The following is a 19125-nucleotide window of genomic DNA, read 5'->3' on the forward strand; positions in this document are numbered from 1 at the left end:
AAGTAAGTTATCTTATTTTACTATTTAATATACGATTTATGAAATTGTTTTACGCCCATTATCCGTCTTTGGAAAAATCGTTTTTGCAGTTTGTTACACAAAACCGCGCTGCGCTGGAGCCTTGGTTGGTGGTGTGCGCGTCGTCGGGCATTGCGCATAGATTGACTACCCAGTTGGCGCGGGCGCAAGGGGCAGTCGCCAATATCCATTTTTGTACGGCATCTTCGCTTCTTTACCGGTTAGATAGTGAAGCCGGGCCTGCGTTACCCGTTTTTCCGCAAGACCATTTACGCGATTTTTTAATCAAAGAAATTTTAACCGAACCCGGATTAGATATTTACCCGATATCGCGTGGGTTTGTGGGAGCGGTTAAGTCAGCCTTGCGCGATTTAGCGGATAGTTTGGCTACGCCCGAAACATTAGAAGAAATTTTGCCCAATCCCGATGAGGAAGACGAGAAAAAAATTCAAGCCTATAAACAATTTGCCTGGTTTGTGCGTGTATATAAACGCTATACTCAACGCGAAGCGCAATTGCCCGGTTTCCGTCCGTATCAGGCTCTGTTTGAACGGGCCTTATCGCATGTGGAAACGTCTTCTTATTTGAAACAATTTTCCAACATTATTTTGTATGGTTTTTATGATATGCCCGGGCGTATGTTGGATTTTTTAAGCCGCATTCGCTCTCAATATACCGGGGCTTTGTTTGTGCCTTATGGGAAATTTCCGGCCTATCAATTTGCCCAGAAATTTTTTGAAACCAACTATTTGGGCGCAAGCAGGGGCGGAACGGATGAAAATACAGACGATTTCGGCGCGCTTGGCCCGCATGGAGATTATCTGTTCGCGCCGCAAGGCAGTAGCAAAATGTCCGCCGTACACATTGTTTCGGCGGCTAACGTACAAAGCGAGGTGCGCTACGTAGCCAAAGAAATTTTGCGGCTTGTGGAAGAAGAACATTTATCTTTTAGCGATATCGGTGTGTTGGCGCGTAGTGTAAGCCCTTACCAACAGGAAGTGCGCCGACTTTTTGCACAAAATAAAATTGCACTTAATGCCTCCTTTACCTATTCGTGGGACCGGTGTGTGTTAGGCGTATTTTGTCTGAATTTATTGACGCTGGCCGAAAACGGATTTGACCGCGAAAGCGTGTTGGCGATACTATCTTCTCCTTATTTTAGCCACAAGAAAAAATGGGCATGGCGTAAACTGGTTGAGAAATCTTTAGTTAGTTTGAATATCAGCCAATGGCGCGATTTGCTCCCAAATATGGACGGTTATGATCCCGAATTTTTAACGTGGTTGGAAAATTGCCGTACGCGGTTGGAGTCGTTAGATTTGCCCGGTTTGTGGACGGACAAATGTGCCCAAGTTACTCAATTCTTGGCCGAAAATATAGACGTGGGAGCGCTAACCGGGTCGGAAACGGGAATTTATCAACAACTGTGTACGTGCGTGTTATCGCTAGCGCAGTATGGTATGGTTCGCCCTTCTTGCCAAGCGGGGGAATTTATTCGCGAACTGACACAAGCCCTTTCCGGCCTTACATTTACCGAAGTGGAAAATGCCCCGCGCGGAGTTGTATTTATGGATGTGTTGCGGGCGCGCGGACTTCAGTTTAAAGTCGTTTTTTTACTGGGCGTGAATGAAAAGATTTTTCCGCAAATCGTGCCGGAAGATCCTATCTTTCGTGATAAATTCCGCTATTTGGTGCGTGATGGGCTGGGATGTTGGGTGACCGCCCAAGCCGAACGTACGGCGGAAGAACGGCTTTTATTTTTTACGGCCTGTTCGTCCGCCACGGAAAAATTATATGTTTCTTATGCCGGGCGCGGGAATGATAATAAAGAACTAGTGCCTTCGGTGTATGTGGCCGAGTTAGCCCGCGTGTCAGAAAATACAACCTGGAAAGCCGATCCTAAAGCGGCTCCGCAAGTTAGTGCCCTTATCGGGGAACAAATAACGTCAGTCAACCCGCTGTTGCTAACTCCCAAAGAAGTGGCTGCCGCTATCATGTTAAGCGGTGAGCCGCAACAGATTCATTGGGAACAAGCCGGGTTGTCGTCGCCGGATACGCCCCGGCAACTGGCTGCCGTTCATGCCTTAAAAAGTTGGGGCGCTGCCGGAATATACGACGGATATATTAGCGGCGGAGAACAAATTTTTGCTCATCACCAAGCGTATGGTTTTTCGCCTTCTGCACTGCAAACATTAGCCACTTGTCCGTTGAAATATTTTTTCTCTAAAATAATAGGTTTGACGGAAGATTCGTTGCTTTTTCGTGATCAGTTAGCCGCTAATACGCGGGGAAATATGTGCCACGAGGTACTGGAACATTTTTATCAGCGTCTGTTGCAACTGGGCATTACACATGATGTATTTGATAGCGGTGTGGAAAAATATATTGATGAAACCGCCCAGACCGTTTTGCCGCAAAGTTACCAACCGTTAGGCCTTTATCCGGTCATTTGGGAAATGCTGCGCGAAGAAATTACCAATCTGCTCAAAGATTTCGCTAGGAAAGATGTAGCCGCTTTAGGTCCTTTTACACCGACGTATTTTGAACAGGAATTTCCACCGGTATCCATAGAGGGTTTCCCGTTTCGGTTGCATGGGAAAATTGACCGTATCGATATAGATAATGAGGGAAAACAATTTAGAGTTATTGATTATAAATCCAGCAAAAAGGGCACGGGTGATTTGATAGCCACTTTTTTTAAGGAACGTATTTTCCAACCATTCTTATATGTGTTGGCGGCGGGCCAATTAAAACAACTGAACGGTTATACGTCGGCCGGATCATATTTATTGTCATTCAAAGATGGTTCTTCTGTCGGTTATAAAGTACAGCGGTTATCTGCCGAAGAATGGCAAGCCATGTATCCGAAGGCTCTTGCTTTGTTTAATTTATTAGCCCAATTTATCCAACAAGGTACTTTGATATTGCGCACCTCGGACGAATGCAAGTATTGCCCATACGATCGAATTTGCCGTCGCGATAGTTTTGCTTGTTTGATGCGTGCGCGCCGAAGTACGCCCAGTAAAGCGTTAGAGGAGATATGTTATGTTCCCCCAAAACCTAAAAAATCAAAATGAAGACCGCGAGCAAGTATTAAATGATTTGCATGTAAATATGGTGGTGGAAGCCGGTGCCGGTACCGGGAAAACGACGCTGCTTATCCGGCGTATTGGACTAGCGGTATTGGAGTTGGGCATCCCCGTGGACCGTATTGTTGCGCTTACGTTCACCGAGAAAGCCGCCGCCGAAATTAAAACCCGTTTGGTTTCCCAATTACATCAAATTATTACCCAGATTCAAAAAGTTGCAGACCAAGAACCGGCCGATAGCGATAAAAAAGATGAATTGTTGCTGATTATACATCAGCACTTAAAACAAGCAAAATTCGGCAACCGGATACCCAACAGCGCAGAGGAAAAAGCATTTATTTCCAAAACAAATGAAACTATATTGCTTCGCGCGCAAGACGCACTGAAAAAATTAGATCGCGCCAGCATTGGCACGATACATGGTTTCTGCGCAGATATTCTAAAAACTTTCCCGTTGCAGGCGGGGCTTTCGCCACAAGCCGAAATTGACCCCGGCCCTAAAGGCACGCGGCTTTTTAACAAACGGTGGTATGCTTTTTTGGAAAGTGAACTCGGCGTAAATGCTCCACGCAAAGAAGCGTGGAAACAAGTGCTTAACGAAGTTTCTTTGGACAATATAAAAGAGTTCGCCCGCAATTTATGCGATGGTAAAATCGAGCAGTATGATTATTTTTCGCACGCGGAAAAATTGGCTCAAATCTGTTTGCAAAAAGCCACCCAGGCCCAAGCGTTGAGCAGCGCTTGTCGCGATCCCAAAAAACCCGATTTTCTGCGCGCACCAGAAAGGTGTTTAATTTGGGCCGCCCAAACGTTAATACGTTCCGCCGCCTTTTTACGCCGGGAACCTTTGCCGGCGATTCCCGAGGATCCGGGCTCTTTTCCTAATAAAATGCTTGTCGGTTGGGATAAAGAATCTTGGGCACAAGCGTATGAATTATATAAATTTGCCGAACATATCCAACCCGAAAGACAACAGATTTTTTGTACGGCTTTATCGTTAGTAAAAGATTTTGCCGCACAAATTCGCGCTGATTTTGCCCGCGAAGGAATTTTAAGTTTTGACGATTTAATTGTAAAAACACGCTCGCTGGTCCAAACAGACATAGAAGTGCGAAATGAACTTAAAGCCAAATTTGATGTTTTGTTTATTGACGAATTCCAAGATACCGACCCTGTTCAAGGGGAAATTTTACTTTTTTTGGCGGAAAATAAATCTTCGTTTGCGGGCAACTGGCGCGATGTAAAACTGGCACCGGGGAAACTTTTTGTTGTGGGCGATCCCAAGCAATCTATTTACCGTTTTCGTGGGGCGGATATTACCGCGTATGAGTATTTTACCGATTTGATTTTACAACAAGGCGGTGTAAAATGTTTCTTGCGCAAGAATTACCGCAGCGTGCCGGATATCGTGGCGGTGGCCAATAGCGTTTGTGGCCGCGCTATGAAACCGGAAAAAAACTTTCAGCCCGGTTACGAACCGATTTATCCTAATAAAAAAGCCAACGGACCGGCGGTGGAGTGGTTATTTGTCCACCCGATGCCTGATGGAATAGATGTGGATGCTTTGCGTCATAATCAGGCCGAGGCGATTGCCCGGTGGATTAGCGAACATGTAGGCAAAATGACGGTCATGGAAAAAGACGGCCCGCGCAAATTGAAATTGCAATATAAGGATATTGTGCTGTTATCGCGTGCTACCACTACGTCGTCTATTTACACGCAAGCCCTTCGCCGTCATGGTATTCCTTTTAATGCCGGTAGTGAAAAAGATTTTTTCAAACATCAGGAAATCAATGATTTCCTAAATCTGTTGCGCGTACTTGTTGACCCGTCAGATAAAATTGCATTGGTGGGGGTATTGCGTAGCCCACTGGGTGGTTTTACCGATGAGCAACTTGTTCAGTTCGCCGCACATAACGAACTTAATTTATTCGCGGATACAAAGGATGAATCTTTGGCACGGTGCTACGGTGAAATACGTCAATTGCTAAGTAAAGTAGGGCATACGGACGTAACGGCCTTATTGGAAGAAGTATTAGATGAAACCTTTTTGCCGGAACTCTGCGCCGCTGCTTACGACGGCGAACGGACGTTAGAGATGCTACGCTGTTTGGTACAACAAACGCAAACGGTACTGGGTGGGCGTGCGTCATCGCTCGGACAATTTTTAGAAGCCCTTGAAAAATTGTGGGATGAAGAGCCCGAAGCATTGGATACGGAATCGGGATTGGCGGCCGATGCGGTAACAGTGATGTCTATACACAAATCAAAAGGGTTAGATTTCCCCGTCGTTATTGTGGCTGATTTATCTAAACGGGAATCTCATCATACAAACAAAAAGAAAGAGCCGATGTATTCGTGGCAATACAATATGTATGGGCTTGAAGTCGGTAAAATTTCTGATGCCAACAGTGTGTTTTTGAAAGATGAACAGAAAAAGCATGAACGATGCGAGGAAATCCGCATCTTATATGTGGCATTGACTCGTGCCAAAGATCGCATGGTGTTGGTGGCGGATGGACGTAGCGACTCTTCGCAAACGAAACAAGCCTTTTTGACGGCCGGTCTTTTCCCCGACGGAGAAAAACTTACTACCGGCGGAAAAGAGGTAACTGCTTCGGTGATATATGTTCCCTATATGTCGCCGGATGATTTCCGGTTTCATCAAATCCCGCAACCGACCAAACAGGAATTTTTCTCTATGCTCCCTAAGTGGCGCCAGGCTTTTGATGAGCGTGCCGCACGTTATCAGGCATTACTGGCCGAGCAAGATTTATCACCCAGTGCGCGGGTAGATAACGAAACCCTTTCTCCCGAGCAGCGTGCTGCAGCCGACGTGGGAACAGTATGCCACCGGGCGCTTTTATCATTGTTGACTACTCCTACGCAAGAGATGGCACAAGTAACCCAAGAGGCGGCTTTTTCGACGGGATTGCCCGAAGCCTCTGCCCAAGCTGCCGAAATTTTGACGCCGTTTTGTGCCTCTGATATGTTTGAACAATTAACTGCGTGCAAATTTTTAGCCGGAGAAATGCCGTTTTCATTTGTAAATGAACAAGGACATATTACATCGGGTATAATGGATGCGGTGCTGGAACGTGCCGACGGAAGTGTGTGGGTAATTGACTATAAAACCGACAAAATCCCCGCAGCCGGTACGCAACAATTAGTAGAAAAATACCGTCCGCAATTAACCGTATATTTACAGGCGGCCCGAAAGATTTTTCCCGACAAACGGGTGAAATGTTCGGCTGTATTTGTCCGCGCGTGCGAAAGTGTGGAAGTGTCGTAACGCAAGGCCGGTGTGTAAATTGGTAAAATCTAATATATCACTTTAAGGAGAGAACTATGTTTGATAAACTCGGACAATTAAAAGATTTATGGAAACTCAAAAGCCAAATGGAAGAAATTAAAAAACGGTTAGATAATATGGTTATCAAAACCGAAAGCCCTCACCATTGGGTAGAAGTAACTATGAACGGTTCTATGGAAGTAAAAGAAGTACGCGTGTTGCCGGAAGCAAAAAATGTTTCCGAAGAAGAACTCGCTAAAGATATTAAAGAAATGTTCAACAAAGCCGTCCGCGACAGCCAGGCCATGGCTGCGCAAGCCATGGGTGGTTTTGGCGGACTTCCGCAAGCCTAATGAATTATCAAGATAAAAAAATAGCCGTATTTGGCGCCTCGGAAGATCCGTCTAAATACGGCTATAAAATTTTAACAGAGTTGGCCGCTAACGGACTGGATGTGTATGGAATCAATCCTAAGGGCGGACACGTCAAGGGCCACACCTTTTTTCCATCGTTAGCCGAAGTGCCCACGTCCATAGATGTGGCTATTATGGTGGTTCCGCCTGTTGCCTTGGACGGAGCGGTGGCACAATGTGTGGCTGCTGGCGTACGTGAAATTTGGTTTCAGCCCGGAGCGCGTTCGGAACGTGCTTATCAAGCCGCACAACAAGCCGGGATCAAAGCCGTTAACAGTTGCTTTATGGCAGAAAACGGGTTTTGGTAATGACAAATCTTCAGACGGAAAAAAATATACAGTTGGGCCTTGGTTCGTGGCCGTTTGGCGGTGGATATGATTGGGGGAAGTTAGATGAAACTGCCGCGCAAAAAGCCGTTTATGCGGCCCTGGAAACAGGTATCCGATTGATAGATACTGCGCCTGTTTACGGTGACGGACAAAGTGAAGAATTTTTAGGGCGCGTGTTGAAAAACCGTCGGAACGAAGTGATATTGGCCAGCAAGTGCGGCCTCGTGAAAAACGGCAGTTGGACAGACCATGATTTGCGCCCGCAAACTATTCGTCGCCAGTTGGAAGAATCGCTTTCTCGGCTGAAAACCGATTTTTTAGATGTGTACCAAATTCACTATCCGGACCCAAAAGTTCCGCTTACGGATGCGGTGGGGGAACTGGTACGCTTGCGGGAAAAAGGCCTTATTCGTGCAATCGGGTTATGTAATGTGTCATCGGAGCAAATTCGTGCGTGTGCGCAAGTGGCCGACATATTTTCGGTGCAAAATGAATTTTCTTTGTTGCATCCGCAAAAAGGTTTAGCGGTATTGGATATATGTCGGGCGTGCGGCGTGCGATTTATCGGATATGGAGTTTTATGCGGCGGCATTTTAAGCGGAAAATATAAGACCGCGCCGAATTTGCGCCGTGCCGATGCGCGTAATTATTTTTATAAATGTTACCGCACGCAAGCCTTTGAAAACGCACAAATGTGCGTGGCTCGCGTAAAAAAATTGGCCCAAGAAAAACAGGTTTTTCCATCGGCAATAGCGGTGGCGTGGGCTTTACATAAACAGGGAGTGTCTGGCGTGCTTTTTGGTGCGCGTAATGAAACGCAAGTACAGCAAAACACGGCGGGCTTGCAAGTTCAATTAACCCCACGGGAAATTTTATTTTTAGAGGGTAACGATGAATAGTAACGAGTTGGAAAATTTTGTCAAAACTATTTTGCCGCGCATAGGTACGAATAAACTGCGCGAGTTGGTACGCTTGATTTATGAGATTTCCAAACGTGAAAATTTGCCACCGCAAGAAATTCTTATTCCGTCTAAAAATGACACGTTTGAAAGTGTCAAAACCGCTTTGCTAAAGCGCCGTTATCCCGTTAATTTTAAGATAGCAAACAGAAACCAATTTTATTTGCCTAAATTAGATTTGAACGAAAATTTACAGGCCGATTTAACTCCGCGGGCTTTTTATCCGAAAACCGTTTATGTAGAATCATCCGTCAAAAATTCGCCGCTTGTAGCGCGTGCGCGGGCGGCATTTGCTCAGGCTGAATTTAAGGAAACTGACGGTAAAACATGGGTCGGCAGTACCGATTTTTCCCGCCGTACCGATACCCTTTTAATTCATCAGGAAAAATACGATTTTCTAAAACCCTGCCCTTGCAGTTGCGGATCGGCGGGATGTGGATATAATTTAATCAATTTGGGTTTCGGTTGCCGCTTTGAGTGTGAGTATTGTTTCTTGCAACAATATCAAAATTTGCATGCTATTTTGTGGCCCGCAAATTTGGATGAATTTCTGCAAAAATTCGACGGAGCCAAATTTAATAAAGGCCCGTTTGACCGCCCGCGTATCGGCAGTGGGGAATTTACCGATTCGCTCGTGTTTGATGATATTACACAATACTCGCAACAACTGGTGCCGTTCTTTCGCGCGCGTTCGCAATGGCAGTTTGAGTTCAAAACAAAAAGCGTTAATATCGGCGGACTTTTGAAGGTTGGCGGGTGCGAAAATGTGGTTGTGTCGTGGTCGGTCAATTCCGCTAAAATTACAAACGAGGTTGAACATTTTACACCGGATTTAACGGCGCGTTTACAAGCCGCGTGCGAAGTGGCCCGCGCGGGATACCGGCTTGGCTTTCACTTTGATCCGGTGGTTATTTACGACGGCTATGAGCCAGATTACGCGCGCACTGTTGAGCAAATGGCAGATACGTTGCCTGCCGATAAAATTGCATGGATAAGTGTGGGTACGCTACGCTTTAGCCGCGAACTCAAAAAGCAAATTGAAACGCGCTTTACGCAGAATTTTTTATTGGACGGCGAATTTTTATTAGACTTTGATGGCAAAATGCGCTACGGAGACAGCCAACGGATGGCGGTGTATCAATTTCTCGTGCCGCTTCTTCGCAAGACGTTTCCAAAAGCCTACGTTTATCTGTGTATGGAAGACCCGCAAATTGCGCGGCAATTTATGGAATATTAAAAATTGTCCCTTCTTAAAACGGAAGGGACAATGTGATGTATCTATATGGGTTAATCTACTAAATCGGGCGGAATGCCTTTTTTAAGTTGTTGGTATAAGTAGGATATACCGATTAACAACCCGGCCACGCTAATGAGTACAAGGATGCGCGCCCCTGTCGGCAATTTCCAAATATCACACAAGAACAATTTGCCTAATACCATGCCGGATAAGATAAGCCCGGCTTTTTTGAGCCCGGCACTTTTCTTTTGAAGCGAGGCAAATAAACACCCTGCCGCGCAAATCATCCAAACGATTGTGTAAGTAGCCGCGGCACGCGCCGGGGAAATTAAATCTATGTTTAAGTTGGCGCCCGGATCGGTAAAGAAATCGGCAATTTCCAAGTTGATCAGTGCAAACCACAAAATTCCGCCTAACACTTGCAAAAAGTGTATGGTTGATTTGTTTTCTTTGGGTTCCCACAATTTGGCGGCGGTGAACATGGCCGCACCACATACAAAATAGGTATATAAGATCCAGTTTAAGATCTTGATGTTGCTGGCATGATACGATACAATTTCCGGGTTAAGCAGTAACCGTATGGCTGTTATAACTAATAACCATTTGCCCAATTTGGCGGCTTTGTCAAAATGTAATTTAGTGTTAAGCCACACCAGCGCGCACCCTTCTAATGCCAGGGCAATCGTCAAGACTTCGTTGTCTAACAAGACGGCTAGCGCATACGTTAAAAAGAACAAGGCAACCGCTCCAAACCACATTAAGCGGAAACGTTGAATTTCGCTCTCGTCCCCTTCTTGTTCGTAAATATAATAGGTGGCGATACCATATAATACAGCAAATGCCAATAAACATCCACCTTGTCCGGCTGCGTCAATTTGCACGAGTGTTTGATATGCACAGAATCCGCTGGTTAACCCTACTAACGCGGCGGCTACCCACATCGTACGCAGCGTCCAAAATTTCCCTTTGATACCGAATACCGGCAACGCAAAGAAAAATAAAGAGGCGCAGTTCCATATAATAAATCCCGTCGCATACGGATCGTTGTGGCTTGAACCGATAAATGTACACAAATAAATGAGTTGTGCTAGCATATTGGCCGCAGCGGCTAGGACAAACGGAGTTCCGTTAGCGGTTAGCCATGCGCCTATGCCAAACAATACACAACACGCGAAACTAAATGTAAATACGGTGTGGATATTTCCGGCAGATAAATGTACAAATGAAATGAGCAAGCAAATACCTGTGAAAACCGCACAGAGATTTAATTGTTTCTCCCATTTGCACCATATGCTTGCTGCCGAAGCCGCACATGCAATAAAGAAGGTGTATGTAAAGAAGAAAATAAAATTCGGCTCGGAAGAAGAGAATAAAAACGGTGTTAAAAAGCCGATAATTTGTGCCAGCACATTAATATATGGGGCTTTTTTCCACGCGGCCGTAGCAAATGCACCTAGGGCTACTAATGCCATTAGCCCAAAGGCAACGGGCAGTTGAATCATATGATAAAAATAATAGGCCGAGAAATAGGCAATATAATGGATACATAATCCGCTGGCACATAAGGTGGCGGCGGTGGTGCGGGAGTTTTCTTTTTTCATCCACGCGCCTACTCCCCATAAAATAAACCCTACGGCCAAACTGCTTACAATACGGGTGGCAGGGGAAATTAAATTGTTTTCTAATGCATATTTGATCCAAAACGCAATACCTAACAAAAGCGTAAATCCGCCAATCCAAGAAAATACAGAAACCCAGTTGGTAGGTTCTTTTTCCGTTTTTTCGGCGGGGAGTCCCGGTTGCATAACATTGGTCGGTTGTTCGGGTATAACGTTGGCGGGTTGTTCTGCCGGGGAGGGGGTAACGGTAGCCTGAGACGGTTGTTGGGGGAAAAGGACTCCTTTTCCCACTTGATCGCGGAGTTTGCTTACTTGGTCTTGTAAACTAATAAGCCAACTAATAAATACAATCAGTTGAATAAGTACCAGGGCGGTTAAAATTTCAATTTCCATTATTTTTCTCCTATAAAAAATCCACCCGGTAAAGGGCGGAAAATTAGTTTAGTCGGTTAATTGACCTAAAGCGGCCCGGTAGTCGTTTAGCCGATTGGACGAAAACCCTTCCCAATAATGGGATAAGTAGTGTTTTTTATTAAAAACTATCGTATGCGGTAAGCCTTGTACTTCTAATGCTTGAGCCAATTCGCCACCGTTATAAAGCGATTTGACGGTAAAATTATTTTGCTTAATAGCCGCTTGTACGGCTTCGGGGTTATCATCTAAAAATACCGCTACAATTTCGGCTTTGCCCGCAAAATCTTGGGCGGCTTGCATCACGGCAGGCATCGTTCGTTTGCACCACGGACACCACGATCCCATAAATACAATCATTACCGGTTTACCTTCATAATCTGCCGGATTCCACATAGCGGTTTCTTCGCCGACTATCGGCAATTGTACTTGCGGCAATGACGGGCGTTGCGGTAATTGTGCCATACAGGCGCACAGCCCTAATGTGGTTACGAGCAGAAGTGTAATTTTTTTCATGTTTTCCCCTTAAAAATGTGAAATTTAGCCCCCATCGGTGCTTTTATTATGATAGAATACAAAAGATGGGGACAAGAATCAACCATTTAGGAAGGTTACTGGGAGAGCGGGTAGATATCTTAGTCATGCCGCGCTTCGGTTCTTCATTTAAGTTCAAAATGCGTGTTCTTACTCTCCTCGCGTTAATCGTAGTGTGGGGAGTTGTCACAATAGCGGGATTGTTATTTTTTGCCCGCGATTATGATTACCACATTACGAAGGCCGATAATGAACTGATGCGTATGAAAATGAAACTCATCGCCGATGAGTTGGAACGCGGGCGTAAATATTTGGAACTGACCCGCACCACCGATACGCAAATGCGCCAAATGCTCGGTATGCCCGGCGGTAAATTTATCAATTTGCCTAAAGGATGGGAAGCCGCTAAAGAAAAGGAAGATGCCCGGGCGCGTGAAATGTTCCAAAAAGATGTAAAAGAATTATCGGCAGAAGAATTTGAGTCGTATATTGACAATTTGGAAGAAACTGCAAAAATGCGTTTGGCCAGTTTCCAAGAAATCGCTTGGTATTTTGCTAATCGCCGCGAAGGGTTAAATTCCACCCCATCTATCCGTCCTTCTAATGCCCCGATCAGTTCGGGTTTTGGTTATCGGTTAGACCCCTTCGGGCGCCGCTCTACCAAACGACATAACGGGGTAGATTTCGCCGGAAAGCCCGATAGCCCGATTGTGGTGACCGCAGACGGTGTGGTTCGCCATGCGGGATGGGTGCCCAGTTACGGACAGGCTATTTTGGTAGATCACGGCTTTGGCTATTCTACCTTATATGCTCATACAACAGGCATTCAGGTAAAAGCCGGAGATGTCGTCAAACGCGGTGATAAAATCGCAACGATGGGTTCTAGCGGCCGTTCTACCGGAACGCATTTGCATTATGAAGTGTGGAAAGACGGACAAGCCGTCAATCCGCGTAACTATTTTAAGTAGTTGAGTAAGGAGGATGTATGGGATTTTTGAAAAAAGATTCTGATTTTGCCTCAGGTGAACATTATTCTGTAGTTAGTGCGGAATGTTATTTTCAGGGTACGCTTAGTGTACAAGGTTCGCTTCGGGTAGAAGGTACGTTGGAAGGAAATGTAGATAATGCCCGCCATGTAGTAATCGGCCCGGAAGGAAAAATTAAAGGCGATGTGTCTGCCCAAGTAATTATGTGCGGCGGTATTATTGAAGGGAATATTTGTGCGGAAATGTTAGAGATATTGGGTTCGGCCGGTATTAAAGGCAACATCCGTGCAAAAAAAATGGTCGTAGAAGAAGGCGGACGTATTGACGGACAATGCGTCATCGGCGAAGCGGAAGTCCCCACGCCCGCGGCTGCCAAAACAGAAGAATAAACGGAGAAAATATGATTTCATTTTTGATTAAATACAAAAAAATTATTCTTATTATTACCTTGGCGTTCTTTTTAGGAAGTATCGTCTATTTAGGGTTAGATGCTTATCACCGCGGTAGTTTTTCAACGGTAGCCGCTAAAGTAGGGAAAAAAGAAATTTCGTTACGTACATTAGACCGCTTGACGCAAAACCGCGCCCAATCCATCCGCGATCAAGGTATTGATTTGGATGATGACATGATGTCTTATGTGCGTGCCCGTGTGTTACAATCTCTTATTAGTGAAGAAATTGCCGCTCAAGCCGCTCAAGAATCCGGCCTGGGTGTATCCGATTATGAAGTAGCGTATAATATCAAATCGTTGGGATTGGGCGGTGACCCAAACGGCGCATTTGATAAAAATGTTTATGCGGCTAATGTCAAACGGGTGATGGGTATTTCGCCGGCGGAGTTTGAAGAACAATTGCGTAATGGTATTTTAGCAAGCCGTTTCCGCACGATATTATATTCATTATATAAGTTGACCCCGGAAGAAATTAAACATTCCTATCAGATTCAACAAGGCAATCTGAAAGATTTTGATGCAAATAAAAAAGAATTTGCTTTGCAGTTAATGGAAACAAAGATGGAAACCGCCCAACGGGCTTTCTTTGATGACTTTAACCAACGCGTTCAAATCAAAACGTATTTGCAAGACACGCAGGACTAAGTATGGCCAATGAAGTGCTTGTAGTAGGTTCGGTAGCATTTGATACGATTGATAATGCAAACGGAAGTGTAAAACGCGTTCTCGGCGGGGCGGCGAGTTATGCGTCATTATGTGCCAGTTTCTTTGCGCAACCCACCATCGTTGCCGTCGTAGGAACTGATTTTACCGATAATGACCGGGCTCCGTTTATCAAACGCGGGGTAGATTTATCCGGCTTGCAAGTAAAAGAAGGCAAAACTTTCCATTGGGGTGGTAGTTACGATAAAGATTTCAATACGGCCGTAACGAAATTTACTGAATTAAATGTTTTCAAAAATTTCAATCCGGTATTAACGCCCCAACAACAAAATGCTAAAGCCGTATTTTTGGCAAACATTGACCCTGATTTACAATTGGCTGTTTTGAAACAAGTGAAACGTCCTCGTTTGGTAGCATGTGATACGATGAATTATTGGATTTCTTCCAAAAAAGAATCGCTCTTGAAAGTTATTAAACGCATGGATATTTTATTCTTGAACGAAACGGAAGCGCGCCAACTGACCGGAGAGTATAATCTCGTCAAAGCCGGAAAGTTATTGTTGGCTAAAGGCGTCAAATATGTGATTATCAAATTAGGATCAAACGGGTCTATGCTCGTCAGCCGCAAAGGTATTGCGCAGTTGCCGCCGTATATTTTGGAACACGTCCACGATACGACGGGGGCAGGCGATACGTTTGGCGGCGGATTTACGGGCTATTTAGCCAGTTTGAAAACGTGGGATACGCTTAAATCTATTAAGCGCGCGATGATGATTGGTAACGTAATGGCATCGTTTACGATTGAATCGTTTAGCGTGGCGCGTTTGGCGGGACTGACTAAACGCGACATCAATAAACGACTTAAAGAATATACGTCTATGTTATCGTTTGAGTAATCGCAAGACGTTTGCTACGAGTGTTGTAACACGCCGACTATTTTATTTTGGCGTAAAATTTAGTAAAATAGTAGTATAGAATTTGAGCCGGGGTGCTGGAATTGGTATACAGGATAGTCTCAAAAACTATTGCCCGCACGGGCTTAAGGGTTCAAGTCCCTTCCCCGGTAAAAATATAAAAACCACCTGAAAAGGTGGTTTTTTATTGAAGAAAATGCAAATAATCTAATATTACTACCACTGACCTAGATATAATTTACAAGATTCCATATCACCGAGTTGACATGCGCGGGAAAACCATGTCTCAGCAGCGTCTCCATTGTTTTTTTGTTTATATTCATTCCCTATTTGCAAGCACAACTTATTTAGGCCGGATAGTTTAAGCGCTTCCACTATTTCTGCTGCCAATGGGCTATATAAGGATTGGTTTTTTTGTATAGATAAAAGTAAATCTAACTTTTGACCAATTTGATTTATTTCTTTTTCCGTATATCCTCTCGAATCATCTTTCAAACAAGCTTCTATGTCCAAAATGATAAGAAAAAATATAGCCATCGGATGTTGTTGCTCGTATGCTTTTTGAAACCAAGGAGCATTTATGGTGTTGGGTTTTTTTTCCAGCTCCTTGTAGAATTTCTCGAAGTAAATAGAAGCCTTATCTTCATCTTTGTTTCCGTCTTGCCCAATGAAATAACGATCTGATAGCCAAAATATTGCCCCTAAATCTCCGCGTTTGGCTTTTGCTTCCAAACGAGCAAATTCCATTGTTTGATAATCGGGAGAAGTTTTGCTTGAAAAGCACCCCTGTAAACAAATGCTTATTACAATCAAAAAAATAATCTTTTTCATATTTTCTCCTGTTATTTTTTGAATCTATATTTATTTTATATCATTGTCATATTTATTTATTACTTTACTGCATGTATTCCAAATTATTTCTAACGAAAGCAAAATTATACCGAAAAATATACCATGCATGGTACCTGTTATACAACACGGTATTGAAATTCCAAGACAACAAACAAAGCGAATTATATTTCTCTTGGGAATGGCACAATGCAGTGCCACCAAGACAATGATAGCCAAAATAATTAAACCAACTGTAAATTTCATGCTGCTTCCTCCTTGTTTGCTAGATAAATTAAAGGCGCCAAGTCGTGAAATTCAATCTACTTGGACAATTACTTCGCCATGCTTTAATCTTCGCTTATGATATCAATCTTCACTTATGGCATTTATTACGAGAAGAAAACTCTTTTTAAAGTTATTAAAGTAAATCAGAAATTTTAGGTTTTCAGTTATATATTTTTGCCTGATAATATGTCTGTTCCCACAAAACCCGTTGCTATCTAAAACATCAGAGGTAGATATGACAACCTATTTCGGAAACCTGTGGGAACTATATATTGAAAAATATATATAGTTGGATTCGTCTTTTTGTTTTGAGGAATCATTGCCCATGTAACAACAAGGTTTCCACTATTTTTAGATTTTCCTTTCACAGCAGTAAGTTATCAACCCAAAAAATATATAACCTTCTTACGCACTAAATATGAAAATACTGAATAACTTTAAATACCCTATGGGATAATAAACTAGTGTATTCTTCAATTCGCCCTTCTGTATCGGACCGCTCATTGACGTAATGACACTAGTAGTAACTGTTGCCTTTTACTACATATAGCGCATTTTTAACAAGGCCCTCGTGCCTTGTCTTCCACGACGCTAAATATTATTTTCGTTTAACGATTGGTTAGTGGCAATGATATATTCCCGTTCTGTGATCGTAATGACACCCCCACTGATTGGTTCTGCCACTATGAGCGTAAGCTGAAATAGCTGCCACTGTAAATATTCCAATAATTGCAAAGAATAATATTATTTTTTTCATTTTATGTTATCTTCTTTTTTAGTTTTTGTAGTGTCGTCTTCTCAATAAAAAGACGACTGCTATTTGTGAGATTCAAAGCACACAAACAGTCACCTACCTGTATGAGTTTGCACTAATACAGGGTTAATGCTAGTAAGCACGGGTAATTAGTCCGTTCCTACTAGCATAATGCGACTGTTTTTAGCTTTGAACCTCTTTTGCTTTCGCAAAAGTGCGGCCTTTACAGGCCACTAAAAACAGTATTCAGATTGTAATTAAGCCACGTTTAAGGCTTTAATAAAACTTAAAATCTCCTTTTGGATCGTATTTTGTAAAATCTGCCCGCTCAGTATAATGTCAATATAATTACCAATTTTGCTCATTTAAGCAGTTATATGTGAGCTTATATCAATTCTACCATAGTTTACCATAAGTGATGGTTGGCATTTGCGCGTTGGATAGGGCGTTACTTTTGTTTTTGAAACGGCTTATTTAGCAAAATGTATGCCCCGGGCAATTTTTTCAATTTGGCTTTGAAATCATCATACGCATTGCGGCGGTGTTTGCGGCGAAGCACATCACGCACCAAATCGCCTTGCCAATGGGTGAGCCGTGCATATTCTTCCACAAATGCACGTAAATCATCGTCGTTATAAAACGGTTGAATTAGGTTGCGCCGTATCAAGTTTTTAGGAAGTGGGCCGTTAAAAAAGCGGAAACGGTTAATATCTACCAGACAAAAATGATATTGTCCGTTTTCTATGCGAAATAAGATGTTTCCCGGTGTAAAATCTTTATGCCACAACCCTTTGGCATGCATGTCGGCGGTATATTGGGCTAATGCTTTGATCAGCGCAGGGACGTCTTCGGCATCACGAATCGGACGCATATTTTCTACTTGCGCGCTTACAAAATAAGAGAAATTGATAAGCCCACCGGTGCGGTCTAACCGATAACCATACGGCGTAGGCGTGTCAAAACCGCGCTTTAAGATTTCTTGTGCGTTGAAATAGGTTGACTGTGCCTTAGGCGTACGCCACCCGAGTGAATATAAAATGCGGTTGACGATGGGGGGGACGCAAAATTTCTTTACATTGATTTTATGCCCATTGATATCAAATACGCGAATTTGGTTGCGTGCATTATGAATAATCGTCCCGCCGGTGGAAAAAAATTCCGGCAGATTGCGAACAAAATCTTCTGACAAGGGAGCATTTTGGGCTTGTATATTTTGGCTTGTTTGTCTCATACTTATATTGTAGCAAACACGGTACCTAAGTAGAAAGTTTTCCTTTTCAAAAAAAAGGTTGACATAAATTCTAAAAAATGATAACATGCTTATGTATGAGTAAATATACAATACGAACTACTAGTGAAAAAGAAGAAATCATGAAGTATTACCGCGATCATGGTTGGAAAGCTGTTGATGAAAAATATCATGTGTCGCGCGGTTCGTTTGCCCATTGGTTGGCGCGCATTAAAAATGCGAAAAAAACAGATGCTCACCCATTGGCTCGTCGGTATTTAATCCGGCCTGAAACCGTGGAATTTGTGAAACAAGTACACAAAAAAAACCCGGGTATCTCGTTAGCTGGCATCGTGGAACAAACGACGAAAAAGAGACAAAAAATTTCCCGCACAACTGTCTGGCATATTATTACCGGCAGATAAGAATAGGGATAATTATTAAGAGTCGCGTTCAGACGCGACTCTTTTTTTGTGTAAAAGTTGCCTGGATGCATTGATTTTTATACGATATAAATATCCCCTATGAAAAAATATAACGGTTTATTATTCCCCCTAATTGCCGTTTTAGGTTGTGTTGCACTCCCGAGCAAGGCAGCAGATGCCTTGCCGCCTTCTCATGTTGAATTTTCGGCGGGAATGTATTATTCTAATTTACAAGTTAATGACCGTTCCGGCGAAAAAATGTTTGCGCGTGAAAGCGGACTATCCGTACGTGGACTTGTATATCCCGTCCGGTGGTTAGCGGTTGGGGTGGAAGGGGTGCAATTTGGACGTGAAGATTTGCCCGCCCAAAATACGTACCGGGATAAACGCCTGGGCCTATTGACTAAATGGATACTTACCCCGGATACTATCCCTGCTATTTATGTTTTACTGGGGATGGGGCAACAGGATCAACGTGTTTCTTATCAAGATTTATGGACGAGTAAATCGCATACTCGTTATACCCAAGCCGGCCTTGGGATAGATATTCCTGTGTACCGGTATGTTTTTATCGGTGCGGAAGGACAACTGATTTATCATGCCCATCAAAAAGTGGATGATTTATTGGTGTTGAACCGCCGGTTGGAATATCTGCTTTCCTTACGTGTGGGAGTTAAGTTTTAACTT

Annotated in this window: 18 protein-coding genes and 1 tRNA gene; 13 read left to right on the plus strand and 6 right to left on the minus strand. The window is 43.6% G+C overall.

Going from position 1 to position 19125, the window contains the following annotated elements:
• Positions 1-38: 38 nt before the first annotated feature.
• From ACQY3H_RS04940 to ACQY3H_RS04965, 6 genes are read left to right on the plus strand one after another with little or no spacing between them, the layout of a single operon-like run.
• A complete protein-coding gene (locus ACQY3H_RS04940; protein WP_428075460.1) occupies positions 39-3095 on the plus strand; it encodes a PD-(D/E)XK nuclease family protein in 3057 nt (1018 codons plus the stop codon).
• Complete coding sequence (locus ACQY3H_RS04945; RefSeq protein WP_428075462.1) at positions 3064-6399, plus strand: UvrD-helicase domain-containing protein; 3336 nt, start codon at positions 3064-3066, stop codon at positions 6397-6399. Before ACQY3H_RS04940 ends, ACQY3H_RS04945 begins: the two co-directional genes overlap by 32 nt.
• 56 nt (positions 6400-6455) lie before the next feature.
• The gene (locus tag ACQY3H_RS04950; protein ID WP_428075464.1) at positions 6456-6752 is read left to right on the plus strand and encodes a YbaB/EbfC family nucleoid-associated protein; all 297 of its coding nucleotides are present in this window, start codon (positions 6456-6458) and stop codon (positions 6750-6752) included.
• Entirely contained in the window at positions 6752-7120 is a 369-nt protein-coding gene (locus ACQY3H_RS04955) for a CoA-binding protein (RefSeq protein WP_428075466.1), read from the plus strand. Before ACQY3H_RS04950 ends, ACQY3H_RS04955 begins: the two co-directional genes overlap by 1 nt.
• Entirely contained in the window at positions 7120-8040 is a 921-nt protein-coding gene (locus tag ACQY3H_RS04960) for an aldo/keto reductase (RefSeq protein WP_428075468.1), read from the plus strand. The genes ACQY3H_RS04955 and ACQY3H_RS04960 overlap by 1 nt, the downstream gene beginning before the upstream one ends.
• Positions 8033-9337 (plus strand): SPL family radical SAM protein, encoded by a 1305-nt coding sequence (locus tag ACQY3H_RS04965; RefSeq protein WP_428075470.1) that lies wholly within the window; start codon positions 8033-8035, stop codon positions 9335-9337. The genes ACQY3H_RS04960 and ACQY3H_RS04965 overlap by 8 nt, the downstream gene beginning before the upstream one ends.
• Before the next feature lie 50 nt (positions 9338-9387).
• Here the strand turns inward: ACQY3H_RS04965 and ACQY3H_RS04970 are convergent, their stop codons facing one another.
• Both ACQY3H_RS04970 and ACQY3H_RS04975 read right to left on the minus strand, forming a co-directional pair.
• Positions 9388-11349: a DUF2339 domain-containing protein gene (locus ACQY3H_RS04970; protein WP_428075472.1), complete on the minus strand. Its 1962-nt coding sequence runs from the start codon at positions 11347-11349 to the stop codon at positions 9388-9390.
• Positions 11350-11397: 48 nt separating this feature from the next.
• Complete coding sequence (locus tag ACQY3H_RS04975; RefSeq protein ID WP_428075474.1) at positions 11398-11883, minus strand: TlpA family protein disulfide reductase; 486 nt, start codon at positions 11881-11883, stop codon at positions 11398-11400.
• A gap of 65 nt (positions 11884-11948) precedes the next feature.
• On the opposite strand from ACQY3H_RS04975, the gene ACQY3H_RS04980 reads away from it, so the two are divergent.
• From ACQY3H_RS04980 to ACQY3H_RS05000, 5 genes are all read left to right on the plus strand, one after another.
• The gene (locus ACQY3H_RS04980) at positions 11949-12869 is read left to right on the plus strand and encodes a M23 family metallopeptidase (RefSeq protein WP_428075475.1); all 921 of its coding nucleotides are present in this window, start codon (positions 11949-11951) and stop codon (positions 12867-12869) included.
• Positions 12870-12886: 17 nt separating this feature from the next.
• Positions 12887-13276, plus strand: coding sequence for a bactofilin family protein (locus ACQY3H_RS04985; RefSeq protein WP_428075476.1), 390 nt, complete (start codon positions 12887-12889; stop codon positions 13274-13276).
• A gap of 11 nt (positions 13277-13287) precedes the next feature.
• On the plus strand, positions 13288-13983 hold the full coding sequence (locus ACQY3H_RS04990; protein WP_428075477.1) for a SurA N-terminal domain-containing protein: 696 nt from the start codon (positions 13288-13290) through the stop codon (positions 13981-13983).
• A gap of 2 nt (positions 13984-13985) precedes the next feature.
• Positions 13986-14897: a PfkB family carbohydrate kinase gene (locus ACQY3H_RS04995; RefSeq protein ID WP_428075478.1), complete on the plus strand. Its 912-nt coding sequence runs from the start codon at positions 13986-13988 to the stop codon at positions 14895-14897.
• Between the two features lie 86 nt (positions 14898-14983).
• Positions 14984-15067, plus strand: a tRNA-Leu gene (locus ACQY3H_RS05000).
• A 64-nt stretch (positions 15068-15131) separates the two neighbouring features.
• On the opposite strand, the gene ACQY3H_RS05005 is transcribed toward ACQY3H_RS05000, so the two are convergent.
• From ACQY3H_RS05005 to ACQY3H_RS05020, 4 genes are all read right to left on the minus strand, one after another.
• Complete coding sequence (locus ACQY3H_RS05005; protein WP_428075479.1) at positions 15132-15746, minus strand: hypothetical protein; 615 nt, start codon at positions 15744-15746, stop codon at positions 15132-15134.
• Between the two features lie 30 nt (positions 15747-15776).
• Entirely contained in the window at positions 15777-16010 is a 234-nt protein-coding gene (locus tag ACQY3H_RS05010) for a hypothetical protein (protein ID WP_428075480.1), read from the minus strand.
• Between the two features lie 640 nt (positions 16011-16650).
• Positions 16651-16788 carry a YHYH domain-containing protein gene (locus ACQY3H_RS05015; RefSeq protein ID WP_428075481.1) on the minus strand — a complete coding sequence of 46 codons (138 nt, stop codon included), beginning with the start codon at positions 16786-16788 and terminating at the stop codon, positions 16651-16653.
• A gap of 445 nt (positions 16789-17233) precedes the next feature.
• Positions 17234-18016, minus strand: a complete 783-nt coding sequence (locus tag ACQY3H_RS05020) for a lipopolysaccharide kinase InaA family protein (protein WP_428075482.1) — start codon at positions 18014-18016, stop codon at positions 17234-17236.
• A gap of 95 nt (positions 18017-18111) precedes the next feature.
• On the opposite strand from ACQY3H_RS05020, the gene ACQY3H_RS05025 reads away from it, so the two are divergent.
• Positions 18112-18438 carry a hypothetical protein gene (locus ACQY3H_RS05025; RefSeq protein WP_428075483.1) on the plus strand — a complete coding sequence of 109 codons (327 nt, stop codon included), beginning with the start codon at positions 18112-18114 and terminating at the stop codon, positions 18436-18438.
• Between the two features lie 99 nt (positions 18439-18537).
• Positions 18538-19122 carry a hypothetical protein gene (locus ACQY3H_RS05030; RefSeq protein ID WP_428075484.1) on the plus strand — a complete coding sequence of 195 codons (585 nt, stop codon included), beginning with the start codon at positions 18538-18540 and terminating at the stop codon, positions 19120-19122.
• Positions 19123-19125 lie beyond the last annotated feature (3 nt).

This window comes from Candidatus Avelusimicrobium luingense (assembly GCF_902757105.1).
GTDB lineage: Bacteria > Elusimicrobiota > Elusimicrobia > Elusimicrobiales > Elusimicrobiaceae > Avelusimicrobium > Avelusimicrobium luingense.